Below are 15,296 nucleotides of genomic sequence, written 5' to 3'. Positions count from 1 at the left end.
AAGGGCAGCGGCTTGCCGCTGCCCTTTCAGACTCCGGTCCCGCTCCGGTCCCGGCCGGCTTCCCGAGCGTGCAACGCCCGCCACACGCGCTCAGGTGTCGCCGGGATGGACACCTGCCCGGCGCCGACGGCGCGCAACGCGTCGATCACGGCGTTGTGCACGGCGGCCAGGGACCCCGTAGCGCCGGACTCGCCGACGCCCTTGGCGCCCAGGGGGTTGAGGGGCGTCGGCGTGACCGTGTGCATGACTGCGATCGACGGGAGATCGGCGGCACTGGGCATGAGGTACTCGGCCAGGCTGGCCGTTGTCGGAAGACCGCCCGGATCGAAGGTGATCTGCTCGAAGAGCGCCTCGGCGATGCCGGTGCCGATCCCGCCATGAACCTGTCCATTGACGATCAACGGATTGATGACCGTGCCGCAGTCGTCGACGGCCAGGAAGCGTCGGATGCGCACCTTGCCGGTGCCGGTGTCGATCTCGACGATGGCGATGTGGCAACCGTACGGCGCAGTGCCCGCACCTTGGTCGAAATGATGCTCACCGGCGAGACCAGTGTGCTCGGCGAGGGCGGCCACCTGGGACCAGTCGTAGCGTGAGCCGCCCGCGATGAACTCCCCGTCTACGAGCCGAATCTCATCGGTACCGCACGTGACCTGCTCGGCGATGAGGGCGTGCGCCTGCTGGAGCAGGTGGACCGAGGCGAGGTGTACGGCGGACCCGCCGATCTGCGCGGACCTTGAGCCGCCCGTGCCCTGACCGAAAGAGGTGAGGTCCGTGTCCGCGGGCGCGAGGGTGAAACGCTCCGGTGCGATGCCAAGGACAGCGGAGGCGATCTGGCTGTACATCGTCCAGTGACCCTGCCCGTGTGCGGATGTGCCGACCCGGAGTTCGATGTCACCGCTGGACCCGAGGATGACGCGGGCGCCTTCGGCGGCGAGGCCGATCTTGGGGCTGGCCGATACCTCCACGTACGAGCTGATCCCGATCCCGAGGATGCTGCGTCCCGCAGGGTCCTGCGCGGCCTGCTCGCGGCGAAGCGCCGTGTAGTCGGCCGCGGACAGAGCGGTCTCGAGCGCGCGGTGATAGTCGCCGCTGTCGTACGTCTCCCCGCCCGCGTTCGTGTAGGGGAACTGTCCGGGCACCACGAAGTTGCGTCTGCGGACCTCGGCCGGATCCATCCCGAGCCGCGCCGCGAGCTCGTCCATGGCGCGTTCGATGACGTGAATCCCCTCCGGTCGTCCCGCGCCCCGCAGAGCGCCCGTCGGTGCGGTGTTGGTCATCACGCAACGAATGCGCGCGCGCAGGTTGGGAATGTCGTAGGTGCCGGTGAGCAGGCCCCGTGCGGTGTGGATGGGGCTGACGCCCACTCCTGGGTAGGCGCCCGCATCGCCGAGAGCCTCCACCCGCAGGCCGAGCACCTTGCCGTCCTCCTCCGCGACCAGGCGCACGTCGAAGGCGTATCCACGGCCTTGCATGGTGAGCAGGTTCTCGTGCCGGGTCTGCGTCCACCGGAGCGGAACGCCCAGGTGGCGGGCGACTGCGATCACCAACAGGTAGTCGGCGTCGAACGGGGTCTTGCCGCCGAACCCGCCTCCGACGGCGGGACAGCGAACCCGCAGCCGGTCAAGGGGGATGCCGAGCAGCGCCGAGATCATCAGACGTGACCGGTGTGGCATCTGGGTGGAGGCGATGACGTCCAGGCCGCCGTCTGCATCGAGTACGACCAGGACCGCTGCGGGCTCCATCGGCATGACACCCATGCGGGGCTGCTCGACGCGGACGGCGACTTCGACCGGCCCGGCGATGTCGGGGTCGCCGGTCTCGAGCAGCGTCTCGAGGCAGACGTTGCCGTCGAAGTCCTCGAAGAGCCGCGGGCTGCCCGGGGCCAGCGCGTCTTCGGCCGACGCAACCGCTTCGAGTTCCTCCACGTCGACTTCCACTCGGGCCGCGCCGGCACGCGCGGTGGACGCGGAGGTGGCCACGACGACGGCGATCGTCTCACCGACGAAGCGGACCCTGTCGCCCACCAGCAGCGGGCGGTGCAGTCGCGGATCCATGGGGAGGGTGGCGGGGGACGCGGCGAGCTTGGGCAGGTTCAGGTCCGTCGCCGTGAGCACGGCGACCACCCCCGGCAGGGCGCGGGCCGCGGCCGTGTCGACGGCCCGGATCCGGCCGTGTGCGGTGCGGGAACGGACGAGACTGACATATCGCATGCCTGGAACCTCGAGGTCGCCGGTGAACGCCGTGGCCCCGCGGAGCAGTCCATCGTCCTCGTGGCGGGTGCGGGGATCGCCGACCGCAGGACGCGATCGGTCCCCGCCGGTGCCCGGAACCGAGGTGGTGGTGCTGGTGGTCATCGCCGTCCTCAGATCGGGCGGCCGAGGTTGGAATCCTCGGTGAAGAGCACGTGGCCGTCGGCGATCGCCTTCTCCAGGTCGTCGAGGTCCCAGTCGTTGCCGCCGGGCACCCAGGTCTCCGCCCCGGTCCAGCGCATCTCCTGGATCGCGTCGGCGCTCGCGAAGAGAACACGGCCCGAGAGCGCGGCCGAGCGGTCGCTGGCCAGGTAGAGAACGACCCGGGCTGCGGCATCGCTGGTGTAGAACTGCCGCATCTCGGGAGTCAGGACGCCGCTGGAGGTCACCCGGCCGTCGCCCCAGGCGCGGCTCGCGAAGCGCGGGGAGATGGTGTTCGCGCGGATCCCGAAGGCGTCGCCCTCGATGGCCAGCGTGCTGGTCATGGCGACGATGCCGCCCTTGGCCGCGCTGTAGTTCGCCTGCGTCGACTTGCCCCGGACACCGCTGCGCGAGGTGGTGTTGACGATGGCACCGCCGCCGTGGTCGGCCATGTGCGCGAATGCCTCGCGGGAAACGAGGAACGTGCCCGTGAGGTGCACGTCGATGACCTTGCGGAACGCCGCGTCGCTCATCCGCGGGACAGGGGCGTCGATGACCACTCCGGCGTTGTTGACGAGGATGTCGATGGTCCCGAATGACTCGACCGCCGTTCTCGTGATGCTGGCGGCGCCCTCGGGGTCGGACACGTCCGCGTGGTTGACCACCGCGTGCCCGCCGGCCGCGACGATCTCGGCCACGACGTCGGCGGCGTTGTCCGATCCCAGCGCGTCACCCTCGACAGTGACGTTGAGGTCGTTGACGACCACCGCGGCACCCTCGCGGGCGAAGTCGAGCGCGTAGCGCCTGCCGAGGCCCGCTCCGGCTCCCGTGATCGCCGCGACCTTGCCACTGAGCTCACCCATCGGAGCCTCCTTCGTTCGTTCTCGTGCACGTGGGGAAGCCTGGACTGGGAGCAGGGCATGTCTCAGCCGGTGGCTGCCTTCATCCGCTCCACGAGCTGCCGGCGCAGGGCTCGAACCTCACGCGGCATGTTCCAGCTCAGTGCGCCGACGATCTCGCCTTCGACGCGGTAGACCGCGGCGAACCTGCCTCCTGTGTACGACCCGGCGACGACTTCGACCTCGCAGTCGCCACCCAGGTGGCCGTAGGCCTGGATCTTCACGTCGTACTGGTCGGTCCAGAAATAGGGGACCGGCGCGAACGGCACCGGGTTTCCCATGATCGCCTTGGCGACGTTCATGCCCTGCTCGGTGGCGTTCATGCGGTGCTCGATGCGCAGGTGCCGGCCGATGCCGGGGTGGTACCAGCGGGCGACGTCGCCGGCCGCCCATACGTGCGGATGGGCCTGGTTGTGCTGGTCGCATACCACGCCGTTCTCGATGGTCAGCCCGGAGTCCGCCAGCCACTCCGTGTTGGGCAGCGAGCCGATGCCCACCAGCACCGCGTCGGCCACGACCGGGTCACCTTGGTCGAGGTGGATGTGCGACCGCCCGTCCGAACCGGTCTCGATGGCCGGCACGGAGGTCCCGAGCCGGAACTCCACGCCGTGTCCGAGGTGCAGGTCGAGCACATGGGCGGCGATCTCGGGTCCGAGTTGGCGCACCAGAGGTGCGGTCAGCACGTCGATCACCGTGACGTCCAGGTCCATCTGTCGTGCCACGGCCGCGGCCTCGATGCCCAGGAACCCTGAGCCGATCACGGCCAGCCGAGCGGTGGTGCGCAGGTCTCGCCGCAGGCGGGTCGCGTCCTCAAGGGTTCGCAGTGTGTGCACGCCGACCTGTCGGGCGCTGGGGAGCGTTCGCGGGCGCACCCCGGTCGCGATCACCAACGCGTCGTACGGGATCTCGCGATCGCCAACGGTCACCACGCGGCGGCCGAGGTCCACGGAGTCGGCGGGTGCGCCGAGCACCCATTCGGCCTCGAGTGCCTGGAGGGTCTCCTCGTTCCGGAGGTGGGTCTTCCGCAGCGGCCAGTCGCCCTTGAGGACCTGCTTGGACAGCGGGGGACGGTCGTACGGCGGCTCGGTTTCGTCGCCCACCATCACCAGTTCGCCGGCGAAGCCCTCGCGGCGCAGTGCCTCGGCCACGGTGAGGCCCGCCGCCGAAGCGCCGACCACGACGACCCGGGCGGGCCGGGGGTGCCGTTCACTCATCGATCATGATGGCCAGGGCCGGGCACACGTGGGCGGCCTCGCGGGTCTCGTCGTGCAGCCGCTCGGGCGGGTCGGCGTCGAGGAGCACCACGATGCCGTCCTCGTCGCGCTGGTCGAAGACGTCGGGCGCGCTGAACACGCACTGGCCCGCGCCGACGCACTTCTCCTCGTCGATGGTCACCTTCATGGTCGTCCTCTCACCACTTCACGGGCAGTGCGTCGATGCCGTACACGACGTTGTCGGTCTTGAACACGATGTGGTCCATCGGTACCGCGAGCTCGAGCGTCGGGATCCGGCGGTAGAGCGTCGAGTAGACGACCTCCAGCTCGACCCGGGCCAGCGGCTGGCCCAGGCACTGGTGCGGGCCGTATCCGAAGGCGAGATGATGGCGCGCCGAGGGACGGTGGATGTCGAGGACGTCGGGGTTCTCGAAGGTTCCGGCGTCTCGGTCGGCCGCGTCGTGGGCGGCGACGATGCCGTCGCCGGACTTGATCTGGTGGCCGTGGAACTCGAAGTCCTCGGTGGCCACGCGCCGTCGCCCGACGTGGAGGATCGTCAGGTAGCGCAGCATCTCCTCGACCGAGTTCGCGTGCACCTTCGCGTCGTCGGTGGTCCGCAGTTCCTTCAGGGCCTGAGGGTTCCGGAGGAAGGTGAGCGTGCCGAGCGCGATCATGTTGGCCGTGGTCTCGTGACCGGCGACCAACAGCAGCTGGCACATGTTGACGACCTCGTCGCGGCTCAGCCGGCCGGTGCGCATCTGCTCGGTCACCAGCCGACTCACCAGGTCGTCTGCGGGAGCTTTGTCCTTCTCGTCCACGACCCGCGCGAGCAGCTCCATCATGCCCTGCATCGCCGCGACGGCCTCTTCGGCAGTGGACAGCCGCGAGATCATCGTCCGGCTCAGCTCGTGGAAGAGGTGCCGCTCCTCGTACGAGACGCCCATCATCTCGCAGATCACCAGAGACGGGACGGGCAGCGCGAGGGCTTCGACGAGGTCGGCCGGGTTGGGGCCGGCGAGGATGTCGTCGATCAGGCCGTTGACGATCTTCTCGATCTCCGGGCGTAGAGCGCGCATTCGCTTCACCATGAACTCCCGCGTGAGCATCCGGCGCAGTCGATCGTGCTCGGGGTTGTCCATGTTGATGAAGGTCTTCATGACGCCGCGGCGGCCCTTCTGCCCGGCGCTGTTCCAGGGGTACCCGGCCCGGTCCGTGTCTGCGCTGACCCGGGGGTCGGACAGGATGTCCCGAACTTCCCGGTAACCGGTCACCAGCCACGGCTGGGAGCCGTCCCAGAGCCGGACCCGAGTGATCCGCTCGCGCTCTTGGATGCTGAGCACCTCGGGCGGCGGGTCGAACGGGCACGTGCGAGCCATCGGGTAGTCGCTGACGGTGTCGGTGTCGGTGTCGGTGGTCACGGGCGCGGGCCTTCCTGGAGACGTGACAGAAGAGGGCGGACATGGCGTTGCACACTGCGCCGATATGTGTGTCATCGTAGCGTGTGATGCGGATCTCTGTACAGGTTGCCTGTACATTTTTCCCGGAGCACTTGTGTGACGGAATGTCCTCGTGATGTGCTTACGTCACAGATGCTCTATCGGTGTGACATAGTGCAGCGTGACCTCGGTCATGAGGAGTCCGTCGTCAGGCCCCTGCCTGGTCCTGATGAGGCCAGATTGGAAATAGTCCGAGATGAGGAGTGCCCAGATGGCGGTGACGTCCGAGACGATCAGCTTCATCAGCGGCCCTGGACTGTCGCTCCATGGCGTCATCTACCTGCCCGACCAGGCCCGGCGCCCAGCCGCCGGGGCGCCGGCGATCATCCTGTGTCTCGGCTACAGACCGGTGTTCGGGATGTTCGCCCCGAAGTACGCACGCGGCTTCGCCGAGATGGGTTACGTCGTCCTCACCTTCGAGTACCGAGGATTCGGGGAAAGTGAAGGCCCGCGCTGGCGCCACATCGCGCAGGAGCAGCTCGAGGATGTCCGCAACGCGATCACCTACGTGACCACCCGGGCGGAGGTCGACGCCGACCGTGTCGCCCTGTGGGGTGACGCCAGCTACGGCGGAGCACATGCTGTGATGGCCGGCGCCCTCGACCAGAGGGTTCGGTGCGTCGCTGCCACCACACCCTTCGCCGACGGCGAGGCTCTCCTGCGCGACACCCGCACACCGTGGGAGTGGCAGGACTTCCTCGCGCGCGTCGACGCCGACCGCCGTGCTCGCGTCCTCGGCGGGGGCGAAGCAGTCGCGCCCGAGGAGATCATGAACTTCGAGCCCGCTTCGCACGTGCGAGCGGCGAAGCACGCCGAGAAGCACCCCGAGCTCGCGGCGCTGCGCTACCCCTTGTCGGAGACGGCCGACTCGACGATGGCCTACAAACCGGTCGACTACGTCGACCGGCTGGCCCCTCGGCCGCTTCTGCTGATCGCCGCCGAGCTCGACCGTACGACGCCCACGAGTCAGGCAGAACAGCTCTACGGCGCCGCAGGACCCCCCAAACGTCTCGTGATCCTCAAGGGCGCCGGCCACACTGACGTCCACGGGGCACGACTGGCCGATGTGATGGAGATCGGAGCCCGGTGGCTTGCTCGTCACCTCGGCCCGCGAACCGCCGACATCGTGCGAGTCGAGGGGGACCCCGAGGCCGAGGACGTCGACGCCCGCGTCCCGGCCGACCTGCGCGACCTCATCGAGAAGGAGGCGATCCGGTGACCGCACCCAAGTCCCAGCCGTTCATCGAGCCGGTGCCGGCGGCGGATCGGGTCGGCGAGGTTCGTGAGCGGCTCAATACGCTGCTGCCCGCGGGAACGTCCTTCTCGGCCGCGACGCCGGATCGCAACCTCCCCTGCACGCTGGTCAAGCACCCGCACTTCTTCGAGCCGTGGTCGCAACTCGGCACTCGGTTCCGTACCGGTGTGCTTCCGCCGCACGACCGCGAGCTGATCACGCTCCGGGTCGCGCACCGGGTGGGCAGCCCGTACGAATGGGCCCATCACACCCGCTCGGCGAAGCTGTCCGGCGTCACCGACGCGGAGATCAGCGCGGTGATCGCAGGTCCGGGCGACGACGCGTGGGACACCACGACCGCCGCCAAGCTCCAGGCCGTCGACGACGTCTACGACGACCAGAGGGTCTCGGCGGAGACCTGGCGGAGGATCGCCGAGGAGTACGACGAGCAGCAGCTCATCGAGCTCCTCATGCTCATCGGCTTCTACTCGATGACGGGATGGATGCTCAACTCCATCGGTATCGAGGTCGACGGTTGGCTCAGCGAGCCGCACCGCACACCCTGACCGACGACCCACGCGACCCGAGCGACGGCCCGAACGGCCTCTGAGTAAGCCCGAAGGAAGTTCATGAAGCAGTACGAGTGGGACCGGCTCTACATCGACGGGGCCTGGAGGCCACCGCATGAGCCGACCCAGGCCGATGTCATCGGCCCCGCGACCGAACGTGTCATCGGCCGTGTGCCTGTCGCCACCGCGAAGGACGCGGAGGACGCGGTGCTCGCGGCCCGGGTGGCCTTCGAGGAAGGACCGTGGCCGCGGCTCACCTACCGTGAGCGCGCTGAGGTGCTGCTCAAGATGAGCGGCATCATGGTGAAGCGACGGGACGAGCTGGCCGGTATCGACTCCGTCGAGGTCGGCCGCACCCGCGCGGCGACGACCTCGTTCGTCGACGTCCCGATCGAGCGCTGGATCGACTTGATGGAGCGGGTCGTCCCGGGGTTCGAGTTCGTCGAGCCGATGCTGCCCAACATCGTCGGCTCCCTGGTCGGCCAGGGCGTGGTGCACCGTGAGCCGTTCGGTGTGGTCAGCGCGATCAGCCCGTTCAACGCGCCGTGGATGCTGAGCCTGTTCAAGCTCGGCCCGGCAATGGTCGCAGGGTGTACCACGGTGCTGATGCCTTCGCCGCTGGCGCCACTTTCCGCGTTCGTGCTGGCCGAGATCGCGGACGAGGCCGGCCTGCCGGCAGGAGTGCTCAACCTCGTCACCGGGTCGCCCGAGGTCGGCGAGGTGATCACTACGCACGAGGCCGTCGACTTGGTGAGCTTCACGGGCTCCGACGCGACTGGACGCCGCATCATGGCGCAGGCCGCCCCGACCCTGAAGAAGGTGGTTCTCGAGCTCGGTGGCAAGTCCGCCAACATCGTGCTCGAGGACGCCGACCTCGACCGGGTCGCCACCGACGTTCTCCGCAACTTCACTGCGAACTGCGGTCAGGGGTGCGGCATGCTCACCCGCACCCTGGTGCACCGATCCCTCCACGACGAGCTGGTCGAGCGGGTCACGGCCCTTGCGAGCGGGGTCAAGATCGGCGACCCGGCCACCGACCCCACCGTGACGGTCGGGCCGATCATCAGCGCCGGCCAACGCGAACGTGTCGAGTCGATGATCGCGCGTGGCGTGGAAGAGGGCGCCCGGATCGCTGTCGGCGGCAAGCGGCCGGAGGGCCTGGACACGGGCTACTTCCTTGAGCCGACTGTGATGGTCGACGTCGAGAACTCAATGAGCGTCGCTCAGGACGAGTTCTTCGGCCCGGTCATGGTGGTGATCCCCTTCGATGACGACGAGGAGGCGATCAAGATCGCCAACGACAGCCGCTACGGGTTGGCCGGGGGAGTCTGGTCGCGCGACGTCAGCCGCGCCTACTCCGTTGCGCAGCGCATCCGGACCGGGTCGGTCGCCGTCAATGGCGGCGGTGGCCGGGTCACCCCCCACGGTCCTTTCGGCGGCTACAAGCACAGCGGCCTTGGCCGGGAGTGGGGGCGGTGGGGCCTCGAGGAGTACCTACAGCACAAGACGATCACGTGGCCGGTGGCTGCCGGATGAGGCTTGAGAACGCGTCCGCGCTGGTGACCGGTGGTGCGTCGGGCCTCGGCCTGGCGACGGTCCGCTCGCTTGTCGAGCGCGGGGTCCACACCGTCGTCGTCGACCTGCCTTCCTCCCAGGGCGCCGAGATCGCCGACGGTCTCGGCGACCTGTGCACCTTCGCCCCCGCGGACGTCGCCGACGCCGAGGCCATGTCAGCCGCGGTCGAGGCCGCTGCAACGGTGGCGCCGCTGCGTGCGCTGGTGCACTGCGCCGGTCGCGGGGGCACCGTCCGGGTGGTTGACCGACACGGTGTGCCGGGCGCCCTCGACACCTACCGATCGCTGATCGAAACCAACCTGGTCGGCAGTTTCAACGCCCTGCGGCTGGCCGCGGCCGCGATGGTCGGCAACGAGCCCGTCGAGGGTGAGCGCGGCGTTTGCATCATGACCGCCTCGGTTGCCGCGTGGGAGGGGCAGACCGGCCAGACGCCGTACGCCTCGGCCAAGGCCGGCGTGGTCGGCATGACGCTGGTGGCCGCGCGTGACCTGGCATCGCGGCTGGTTCGGGTATGCACAATCGCCCCCGGCACCTTCGACACCCCGATCCTGTCCCGATTCTCCGACGAGATCCGGGCCAACCTGGCCGCCGCGGTACCCCACCCTGCCCGGCTCGGCCGGCCGGAGGAGTACGCCGGGTTGGCGATGCACATCATCGACAACCCGATGTTGAACGGCGAGACGATCCGCCTCGACGGGGCGATCCGGATGCCCGCTCGATGAGCGGTGAAGTCCTGACCGAGCGGATCGGCGGAGTGCCGTCGATCGTGGTCAACCGACCCGAGGTCCGCAACGCGATCAACGCCGCGGCCTCGGTGGCGATCGCCGAGGCGCTCGACGAACTCGACAACGATCCTGCCCTTGCGGTCGGCGTCATTGAGCCGGTGCGCTCCTCCGAGAACGCCCGCGAAGGCGCCCTGGCGTTCAAGGAGAAGCGCACGCCCCACTGGAAGGGACACTGAGCATGTCCGAGCGCTTGCGCATCTTCTTGACGGTGAATGGCGCGCAGGCCGAGCTCGAGGTAGAGCCGCGCACGTTGCTCCTCGAGGCACTGCGCGATCATCTCGGGTTGCGCGGCACCCGCACCGGCTGCGAGACGACGACGTGCGGCGCCTGCACCGTGCTGCTCGACGGGCGCTCTGTGAAGTCGTGCACGGTCCTTGTCGCTCAGGCGCGGGACCGTACCGTCACCACGATCGAGGCGCTCGCCGGCGAGACCGACCTTCACCCGGTGCAGGAGAGCTTCAGGAACTGTCATGCCCTGCAGTGCGGCTTCTGCACGCCGGGCATGGTGATGGCCGCCGTGAGCGCGCTCGAGGAGGGTCGCGTCTGCGACGAGGAGAGTGCGCGGCGGGCCTTGAAGGGCAATCTGTGCCGCTGTACCGGGTACCACAACATCGTGGCTGCGCTGCTCGCGACCGCCGATGCTCAGAAGAGACCGTCGTGATCGACCACGACTTCGCGCTTGATCTGCCAACCGATCTGCATGCGGCGCTGGCTGCCTTGCTCGATCCGAGCCGACCTGCCATTCCGTTGGCCGGCGGACAGAGCCTCCTGGTGGCGATGAAAGCAACGCAGACCGGACCTGAGCGTCTGGTCGACCTGTCCGGCGTACGGGAGCTGCGTGGCTTCGACGTAGCCGGCGAGCGGGTGCGGATCGGGGCGATGACGCGGCATGCGGAACTCGAGCTGGATCCGCACATCCGCCGGGTCGTCCCCTTGCTGGCGCAGGCGGCATCGGCCGTGGCCGATCCGCAGGTGCGTCATCTCGGCACCCTGGGAGGGTCGCTGTGCAATGCCGATCCGGCGGCCGACCTCCCCGCTGCGCTGGTGGCGCTGCGAGCCCTGGTCCACTACCGCGACCAGGATGGCGAGCACGTCGACGACGTGGAGACTTTCCTGAACGCACGCAGGGCCGCGGCGCGACCGCTGCTCGTGACGGCTGTCGATGTGCCCGCTCATGATCGACTCCCGTGGGCGTTCCAGAAGTTCCGCCCGCGCGCGATGCTCTGGGCGGTCGTGGGTGTCGCCTACGTCGGTGGGGAGGTGCCCGGGATCGGACTGGCTGGAATGGGCTGGACCACGCTTCGTGCGGCGCAAGCGGAGTCGGCGCTACGCCTGGGGCGGCCCTACGACGAAGTGGCGGCTTTGGCTGACGCGGGCTCTGATCCACTCTCGGACGCCACGGCGACGGCGGACTACCGGCGTCATCTCGCCCGTGTCCTGCTACGGCGAGCGCTGGCGGGCGAGAGCACGCACTGACTGCGACACGACCTCAGCTGCGCACTCCGGCATCCTGGGGAGGGTCGTGGGTCGTGCGCGCCAGTGTGCGATCGGCGAAGGTGAGCACGGACACCGCGAGTCCAACGATCACCAGAGCGATCGAGATGATGCGGAAGCCGCCGTCGTCGACGCCGTCGGCGTACGCGACGGCAGTGAGGGCGCTCGAGCCGATGGCGCCAAGGTACGTCGCTGTTCGGTACAGGCCGGACGACGTGCCGAGGTCGCAGGCCGGCGCCTGAGCGTAGAGCGCGTTCTGGTTACCCGTGCTCATGCCGCCCAGGACGATGCCGAAGCCGAACGCCGCGAGTAGGAGGAACGGGATTGGCGTGTCGTCCCGGAGCAGGATCAAGCCGGCGGCGGTGACGGTCACGGCCACGGCGGCGACACGCAGCGAGGGGCGGATCAAGCCGCGGCGCGACAGCAGCCAGCTGAGGGCGGCGGCGACGCCGGTCATCGGAACCATCACCAACCCCGCGACCCAAGCGTCGAGGCCACGGCCTTCCTGCATCCACTGGGTGTAGGCGTACATCATCGTGTACGTCGTGCCGTAGGTGAGCCCGGTCCGCAGGTAGGTGCGGGTCAACGCGCCGTTCCGGGCCAGCGATCGTACGTCGATGAACGGTGACGACGCGCGTCGTTCCCAGCACAGCAGCACGACAAGACCGATGACGGAGACGGTGAGAGCTGTCCAAGTGACGCGGCCCAGTGTCTGCATGGCGGCGAGGAGGCCGCCGATGGTCGCTGTGAAGAGCACGACGCCAATGGGGTCGATGCGCGTCAGCGCTGCCCCCGGCCTGAGTGGGGCGCGCTCGTCGCGGGGAATCCAGAGCATGGTCATGGTCAGACAAAGCGCGACGACGGGCACGTTGAACAGGAAGACGGCGCGCCATCCGGCCAACTCGACCAGCAGCCCGCCGATCGGCAGACCGGCAGCGGTCGTCACTTGTGCTGCGACCGTCATCACGCCCAGGCTGGGGCGAGGATCCCAGCCTTCCTCGCGTTGCTGACGGGCACGGATGATGAGCATCGCGTTCGGGAAGGCCGCCGAGGTGCCGACGCCGATGAACACGCGCGCGAGCACCAGCATCCCAAGGCTGGTGCCCAGTGCGCCGACGACGCCGAAAACGGCCACCAGTGCCGAGCCGATGAGGAAGACGCGGCGCGCTCCGAACACCTCACCGATGCGTCCGAGCGTCGGTTGCGCCACCGCGCACACAAGATAGAGGACCGACACGAGTACGGCGGTTCGTCCCGGCGAGATGCCCAGATCGCCGCCGATCGGGACGAGCGCTGTCGCGATCATGGAGGAGTTCACCGGGTTGAGCATCGAGCCGAGCGCGAGGGGTGTCAGGAACTGCCACTCGCGGGGCCGAGCGTCGGCGGTACGCCGGTCACGGCGCTGCGCCATCTCGCCCGGGGTCGTTGCGCGACGAGAGCGTGACACGCTGTCCCGACCTCCTGTCACAATGACACGCTGACGGTGTTGCCGGTTCGGCTCGCCGGCGTCGCCGCCCCGTGTGTCCGCCGAAGCCGCCGCGACGAGGATCAGATCTCGGGGATTCCGTCCATCTTGGGACCGCCATCGGCGTGGAGCACCTCGCCGGTGAGGTACGAGGCATGGTCGGAGACGAGGAACAGCACCAGCTTGGCGATCTCGAGCGGCTCGGCCACTCGACGCAGCGGCATGCGTTCCTCGCTCCCGGACACATCAAGATTGCCCCGGCTCCAGGAGCGCTCAGCGCCCTCGGAGCGAGTCAATCCGGGCGCCACGCAGTTGACGCGAATGCCTCGTGGTCCGAGCTCGGCCGCGGCGACCTTGGTCAGCATCTCCACGCCGCTCTTCGCGGCGCTGTAGGCCGCACCGCCGAGCGTGCCGGTCGACGCGGATGAGGAGGAGATGTTCACGATGGAACCGCCTCCATCAGCCTCCAAGTGGGGGATGGCCGCCTTCGTCGCCGAGAAGACGCTGGTCAGGTTCAATGAGATGATCCGGTCCCACTCGGCGATGTCCAGGTCCACCATCGGCTTCAAGTAGGAGCCACCGGCATTGTTGACGAGCACGTCCAGGCGACCGTGGGACGCGACGGCGGCGTCGACGAGGGCGCGCATCTGGTCGTCGTCCCTGACGTCGGTCGGTACCACCTGTGCCTTGCGGCCGGTTGTCGCTGCGATCTGCTCGGCGGTCGCGATCAGCCGCTCCTCGTTGCGTGCCGCCAGGACCACGTCTGCGCCGCGCCGCGCGAGCAGCAGTGCGATCTCTCGGCCGATGCCGGTCCCGCTGCCCGTGATGATGGCGGCCTTGCCGGTCAGGTCAGTGACATCCGTTGCGGGAGAACTCAAAGCCGGGCCTTCCGTTTGTGCCGTCCGGTGGGTGTCTGAGGACCTGGTGAGGTAGGTCGTTTGACTCGATGTCATTACAGCACACATTCAGGTACAATGTGACATGGTCGGAGTGTGAGTCCGGCTCGCGAGATCGCGATGTGAGCGGGTGAGCTGGAGAGCGGCGCCCGGCGTGGTGCCACGACAAGGGAGTTCCCATGGCCGAGGTTGAGATGATCCGCCAGTACGGCACCGGCTGGTACCACGCGTTCTGGAGCGGGGAGCTCCAAGCCGGCGGGGTGATGCCGCTCCGGTACTTCGGGCGCGACCTGGTCGCCTTCCGAGGTGAGAGCGGTGATGTCCACCTGCTCGACGCGCACTGCCAGCACATGGGAGCTCACCTCGGACACGGCGGCGAGGTGCGCGGCGAGAGCATCATGTGCCCCTTCCACAACTGGGAGTGGAGCGGCATCGATGGCGCCAACACAAAGATCCCGTACCTCGACCGGTGCATCAAGAAGAGCCTGGGCACGCACCGAACCCAGGAGCAGGACGGCATTGTTTACATGTGGTTCTCGCGAAAGGGCGACGAGGAACCGACATACCTGCCGCCTCGAGTGGCAGAGTCGGAGGACCCGGCCTTCTACCCGCTGTATCCGCACGGCGCTCAGCGGGCGAACGTGACCTTTCCGCCGCAGTTCGCCTTCGAGAACGTTGCGGACATCAGCCACCTCCGGACGGTCCACAAGTGGGCGGACGTGCCGTTGCTCAACGGCGGAGGTGCCGACGGCGACATGTTCTTCACCGACTTCACCGGACACGTCCCGACCCGCGAGGGGGACGTCAAGGTGCGCATTGAGAACTACCAGTGGGGCCTGGGCGTCGTCTACAGCCGACTCCACGGACTTCACCCCACTGCTCAGATCAGTGCCATCACGCCGATCGACCACGAGACGTCGGTCTACTCCCTCTCGATCTGGGTCGGTCGGCTCGACGACACCGACGAGCCCAAGGGGCGCGCGAAGGCCGTGATCGACGAGCAGCGCAAGCAGGCCCTCAACGCCGGAGGCAACGACCGGATCATCTGGGACAACCAGATCTACATCGAGAACGCTCCGCTCGTGGGTGACGAGCGCAAGACCATCGGCGCCTTCCGCGCCTGGGCCCGCCGCTTCCGCGAGGACAACGCGCCGCAGCCCCCGAAGGCGGCGCCGGTCCCTGCGGACCTGCCGTTCCCGGAGTCGCCGACCACCTACACGCCGGCGTCGTGACCGACGGCGCCGGCACGGGACCGGCAATTCCAGCGCGGACGACG

At 68.7% G+C, this 15,296-nt stretch carries 15 protein-coding genes; 8 read left to right on the top strand and 7 right to left on the bottom strand.

Translation table 11 applies throughout. The features are described from left to right. Window positions 1-26 precede the first annotated feature (26 nt). From ACZ466_RS01175 to ACZ466_RS01155, 5 genes are all read right to left on the bottom strand, one after another. Window positions 27-2,357 carry a xanthine dehydrogenase family protein molybdopterin-binding subunit gene (locus ACZ466_RS01175; protein WP_378280928.1) on the bottom strand — a complete coding sequence of 777 codons (2,331 nt, stop codon included), beginning with the start codon at window positions 2,355-2,357 and terminating at the stop codon, window positions 27-29. A gap of 8 nt (window positions 2,358-2,365) precedes the next feature. Continuing rightward, window positions 2,366-3,256 (bottom strand): SDR family NAD(P)-dependent oxidoreductase, encoded by an 891-nt coding sequence (locus ACZ466_RS01170; RefSeq protein ID WP_378280929.1) that lies wholly within the window; start codon window positions 3,254-3,256, stop codon window positions 2,366-2,368. A gap of 62 nt (window positions 3,257-3,318) precedes the next feature. Beyond that, the gene (locus tag ACZ466_RS01165; RefSeq protein WP_378280930.1) at window positions 3,319-4,506 is read right to left on the bottom strand and encodes an NAD(P)/FAD-dependent oxidoreductase; all 1,188 of its coding nucleotides are present in this window, start codon (window positions 4,504-4,506) and stop codon (window positions 3,319-3,321) included. Then, window positions 4,499-4,693: a ferredoxin gene (locus ACZ466_RS01160; protein WP_378280931.1), complete on the bottom strand. Its 195-nt coding sequence runs from the start codon at window positions 4,691-4,693 to the stop codon at window positions 4,499-4,501. Before ACZ466_RS01160 ends, ACZ466_RS01165 begins: the two co-directional genes overlap by 8 nt. Window positions 4,694-4,703: 10 nt before the next feature. Beyond that, a complete protein-coding gene (locus ACZ466_RS01155; protein WP_378280932.1) occupies window positions 4,704-5,924 on the bottom strand; it encodes a cytochrome P450 in 1,221 nt (406 codons plus the stop codon). Window positions 5,925-6,213: 289 nt separating this feature from the next. On the opposite strand from ACZ466_RS01155, the gene ACZ466_RS01150 reads away from it, so the two are divergent. The 7 genes from ACZ466_RS01150 to ACZ466_RS01120 all read left to right on the top strand — a co-directional run bounded on the left by ACZ466_RS01150 (window position 6,214) and on the right by ACZ466_RS01120 (window position 11,641). Beyond that, window positions 6,214-7,221 carry an alpha/beta hydrolase gene (locus ACZ466_RS01150; RefSeq protein ID WP_378280933.1) on the top strand — a complete coding sequence of 336 codons (1,008 nt, stop codon included), beginning with the start codon at window positions 6,214-6,216 and terminating at the stop codon, window positions 7,219-7,221. Further along, on the top strand, window positions 7,218-7,802 hold the full coding sequence (locus ACZ466_RS01145) for a carboxymuconolactone decarboxylase family protein (protein WP_378280934.1): 585 nt from the start codon (window positions 7,218-7,220) through the stop codon (window positions 7,800-7,802). Before ACZ466_RS01150 ends, ACZ466_RS01145 begins: the two co-directional genes overlap by 4 nt. Before the next feature lie 63 nt (window positions 7,803-7,865). Continuing rightward, on the top strand, window positions 7,866-9,341 hold the full coding sequence (locus tag ACZ466_RS01140) for an aldehyde dehydrogenase family protein (RefSeq protein ID WP_378280935.1): 1,476 nt from the start codon (window positions 7,866-7,868) through the stop codon (window positions 9,339-9,341). Continuing rightward, complete coding sequence (locus tag ACZ466_RS01135) at window positions 9,338-10,102, top strand: SDR family NAD(P)-dependent oxidoreductase (protein ID WP_378280936.1); 765 nt, start codon at window positions 9,338-9,340, stop codon at window positions 10,100-10,102. Before ACZ466_RS01140 ends, ACZ466_RS01135 begins: the two co-directional genes overlap by 4 nt. Then, window positions 10,099-10,341: a Clp protease/crotonase-like domain-containing protein gene (locus ACZ466_RS01130; RefSeq protein WP_378280937.1), complete on the top strand. Its 243-nt coding sequence runs from the start codon at window positions 10,099-10,101 to the stop codon at window positions 10,339-10,341. The genes ACZ466_RS01135 and ACZ466_RS01130 overlap by 4 nt, the downstream gene beginning before the upstream one ends. A gap of 2 nt (window positions 10,342-10,343) precedes the next feature. Then, entirely contained in the window at window positions 10,344-10,826 is a 483-nt protein-coding gene (locus tag ACZ466_RS01125; protein ID WP_378280938.1) for a (2Fe-2S)-binding protein, read from the top strand. Next, window positions 10,823-11,641, top strand: coding sequence for an FAD binding domain-containing protein (locus ACZ466_RS01120; protein WP_378280939.1), 819 nt, complete (start codon window positions 10,823-10,825; stop codon window positions 11,639-11,641). Before ACZ466_RS01125 ends, ACZ466_RS01120 begins: the two co-directional genes overlap by 4 nt. A gap of 13 nt (window positions 11,642-11,654) precedes the next feature. Here the strand turns inward: ACZ466_RS01120 and ACZ466_RS01115 are convergent, their stop codons facing one another. Both ACZ466_RS01115 and ACZ466_RS01110 read right to left on the bottom strand, forming a co-directional pair. Then, on the bottom strand, window positions 11,655-13,070 hold the full coding sequence (locus tag ACZ466_RS01115) for an MFS transporter (protein WP_378280940.1): 1,416 nt from the start codon (window positions 13,068-13,070) through the stop codon (window positions 11,655-11,657). 137 nt (window positions 13,071-13,207) lie between these two features. Next, on the bottom strand, window positions 13,208-14,002 hold the full coding sequence (locus ACZ466_RS01110) for an SDR family NAD(P)-dependent oxidoreductase (RefSeq protein ID WP_378280941.1): 795 nt from the start codon (window positions 14,000-14,002) through the stop codon (window positions 13,208-13,210). A 197-nt stretch (window positions 14,003-14,199) separates the two neighbouring features. Here ACZ466_RS01110 and ACZ466_RS01105 point away from each other — a divergent pair, with 197 nt between their 5' ends. Then, window positions 14,200-15,252, top strand: a complete 1,053-nt coding sequence (locus tag ACZ466_RS01105; protein ID WP_378280942.1) for a Rieske 2Fe-2S domain-containing protein — start codon at window positions 14,200-14,202, stop codon at window positions 15,250-15,252. The last annotated feature ends 44 nt before the right edge of the window (window positions 15,253-15,296 follow it).

Source organism: Actinomadura rugatobispora, from assembly GCF_055379765.1.
Note: the sequence above shows the minus strand (reverse complement) of the source record. Positions and strands in the feature narration are given on the sequence as shown.

Bases quoted from the DNA above. Each gene is read 5' to 3' on its own strand.
- ACZ466_RS01140 (WP_378280935.1), top strand. From the start codon at position 7,866: ATGAAGCAGTACGAGTGGGACCGGCTCTACATCGACGGGGCCTGGAGG.
- ACZ466_RS01130 (WP_378280937.1), top strand. From the start codon at position 10,099: ATGAGCGGTGAAGTCCTGACCGAGCGGATCGGCGGAGTGCCGTCGATC.
- ACZ466_RS01160 (WP_378280931.1), bottom strand. From the start codon at position 4,693: ATGAAGGTGACCATCGACGAGGAGAAGTGCGTCGGCGCGGGCCAGTGC.
- ACZ466_RS01150 (WP_378280933.1), top strand. From the start codon at position 6,214: ATGGCGGTGACGTCCGAGACGATCAGCTTCATCAGCGGCCCTGGACTG.
- ACZ466_RS01165 (WP_378280930.1), bottom strand. From the start codon at position 4,506: ATGAGTGAACGGCACCCCCGGCCCGCCCGGGTCGTCGTGGTCGGCGCT.
- ACZ466_RS01175 (WP_378280928.1), bottom strand. From the start codon at position 2,357: ATGACCACCAGCACCACCACCTCGGTTCCGGGCACCGGCGGGGACCGA.
- ACZ466_RS01115 (WP_378280940.1), bottom strand. From the start codon at position 13,070: ATGGCGCAGCGCCGTGACCGGCGTACCGCCGACGCTCGGCCCCGCGAG.
- ACZ466_RS01135 (WP_378280936.1), top strand. From the start codon at position 9,338: ATGAGGCTTGAGAACGCGTCCGCGCTGGTGACCGGTGGTGCGTCGGGC.
- ACZ466_RS01170 (WP_378280929.1), bottom strand. From the start codon at position 3,256: ATGGGTGAGCTCAGTGGCAAGGTCGCGGCGATCACGGGAGCCGGAGCG.
- ACZ466_RS01125 (WP_378280938.1), top strand. From the start codon at position 10,344: ATGTCCGAGCGCTTGCGCATCTTCTTGACGGTGAATGGCGCGCAGGCC.
- ACZ466_RS01105 (WP_378280942.1), top strand. From the start codon at position 14,200: ATGGCCGAGGTTGAGATGATCCGCCAGTACGGCACCGGCTGGTACCAC.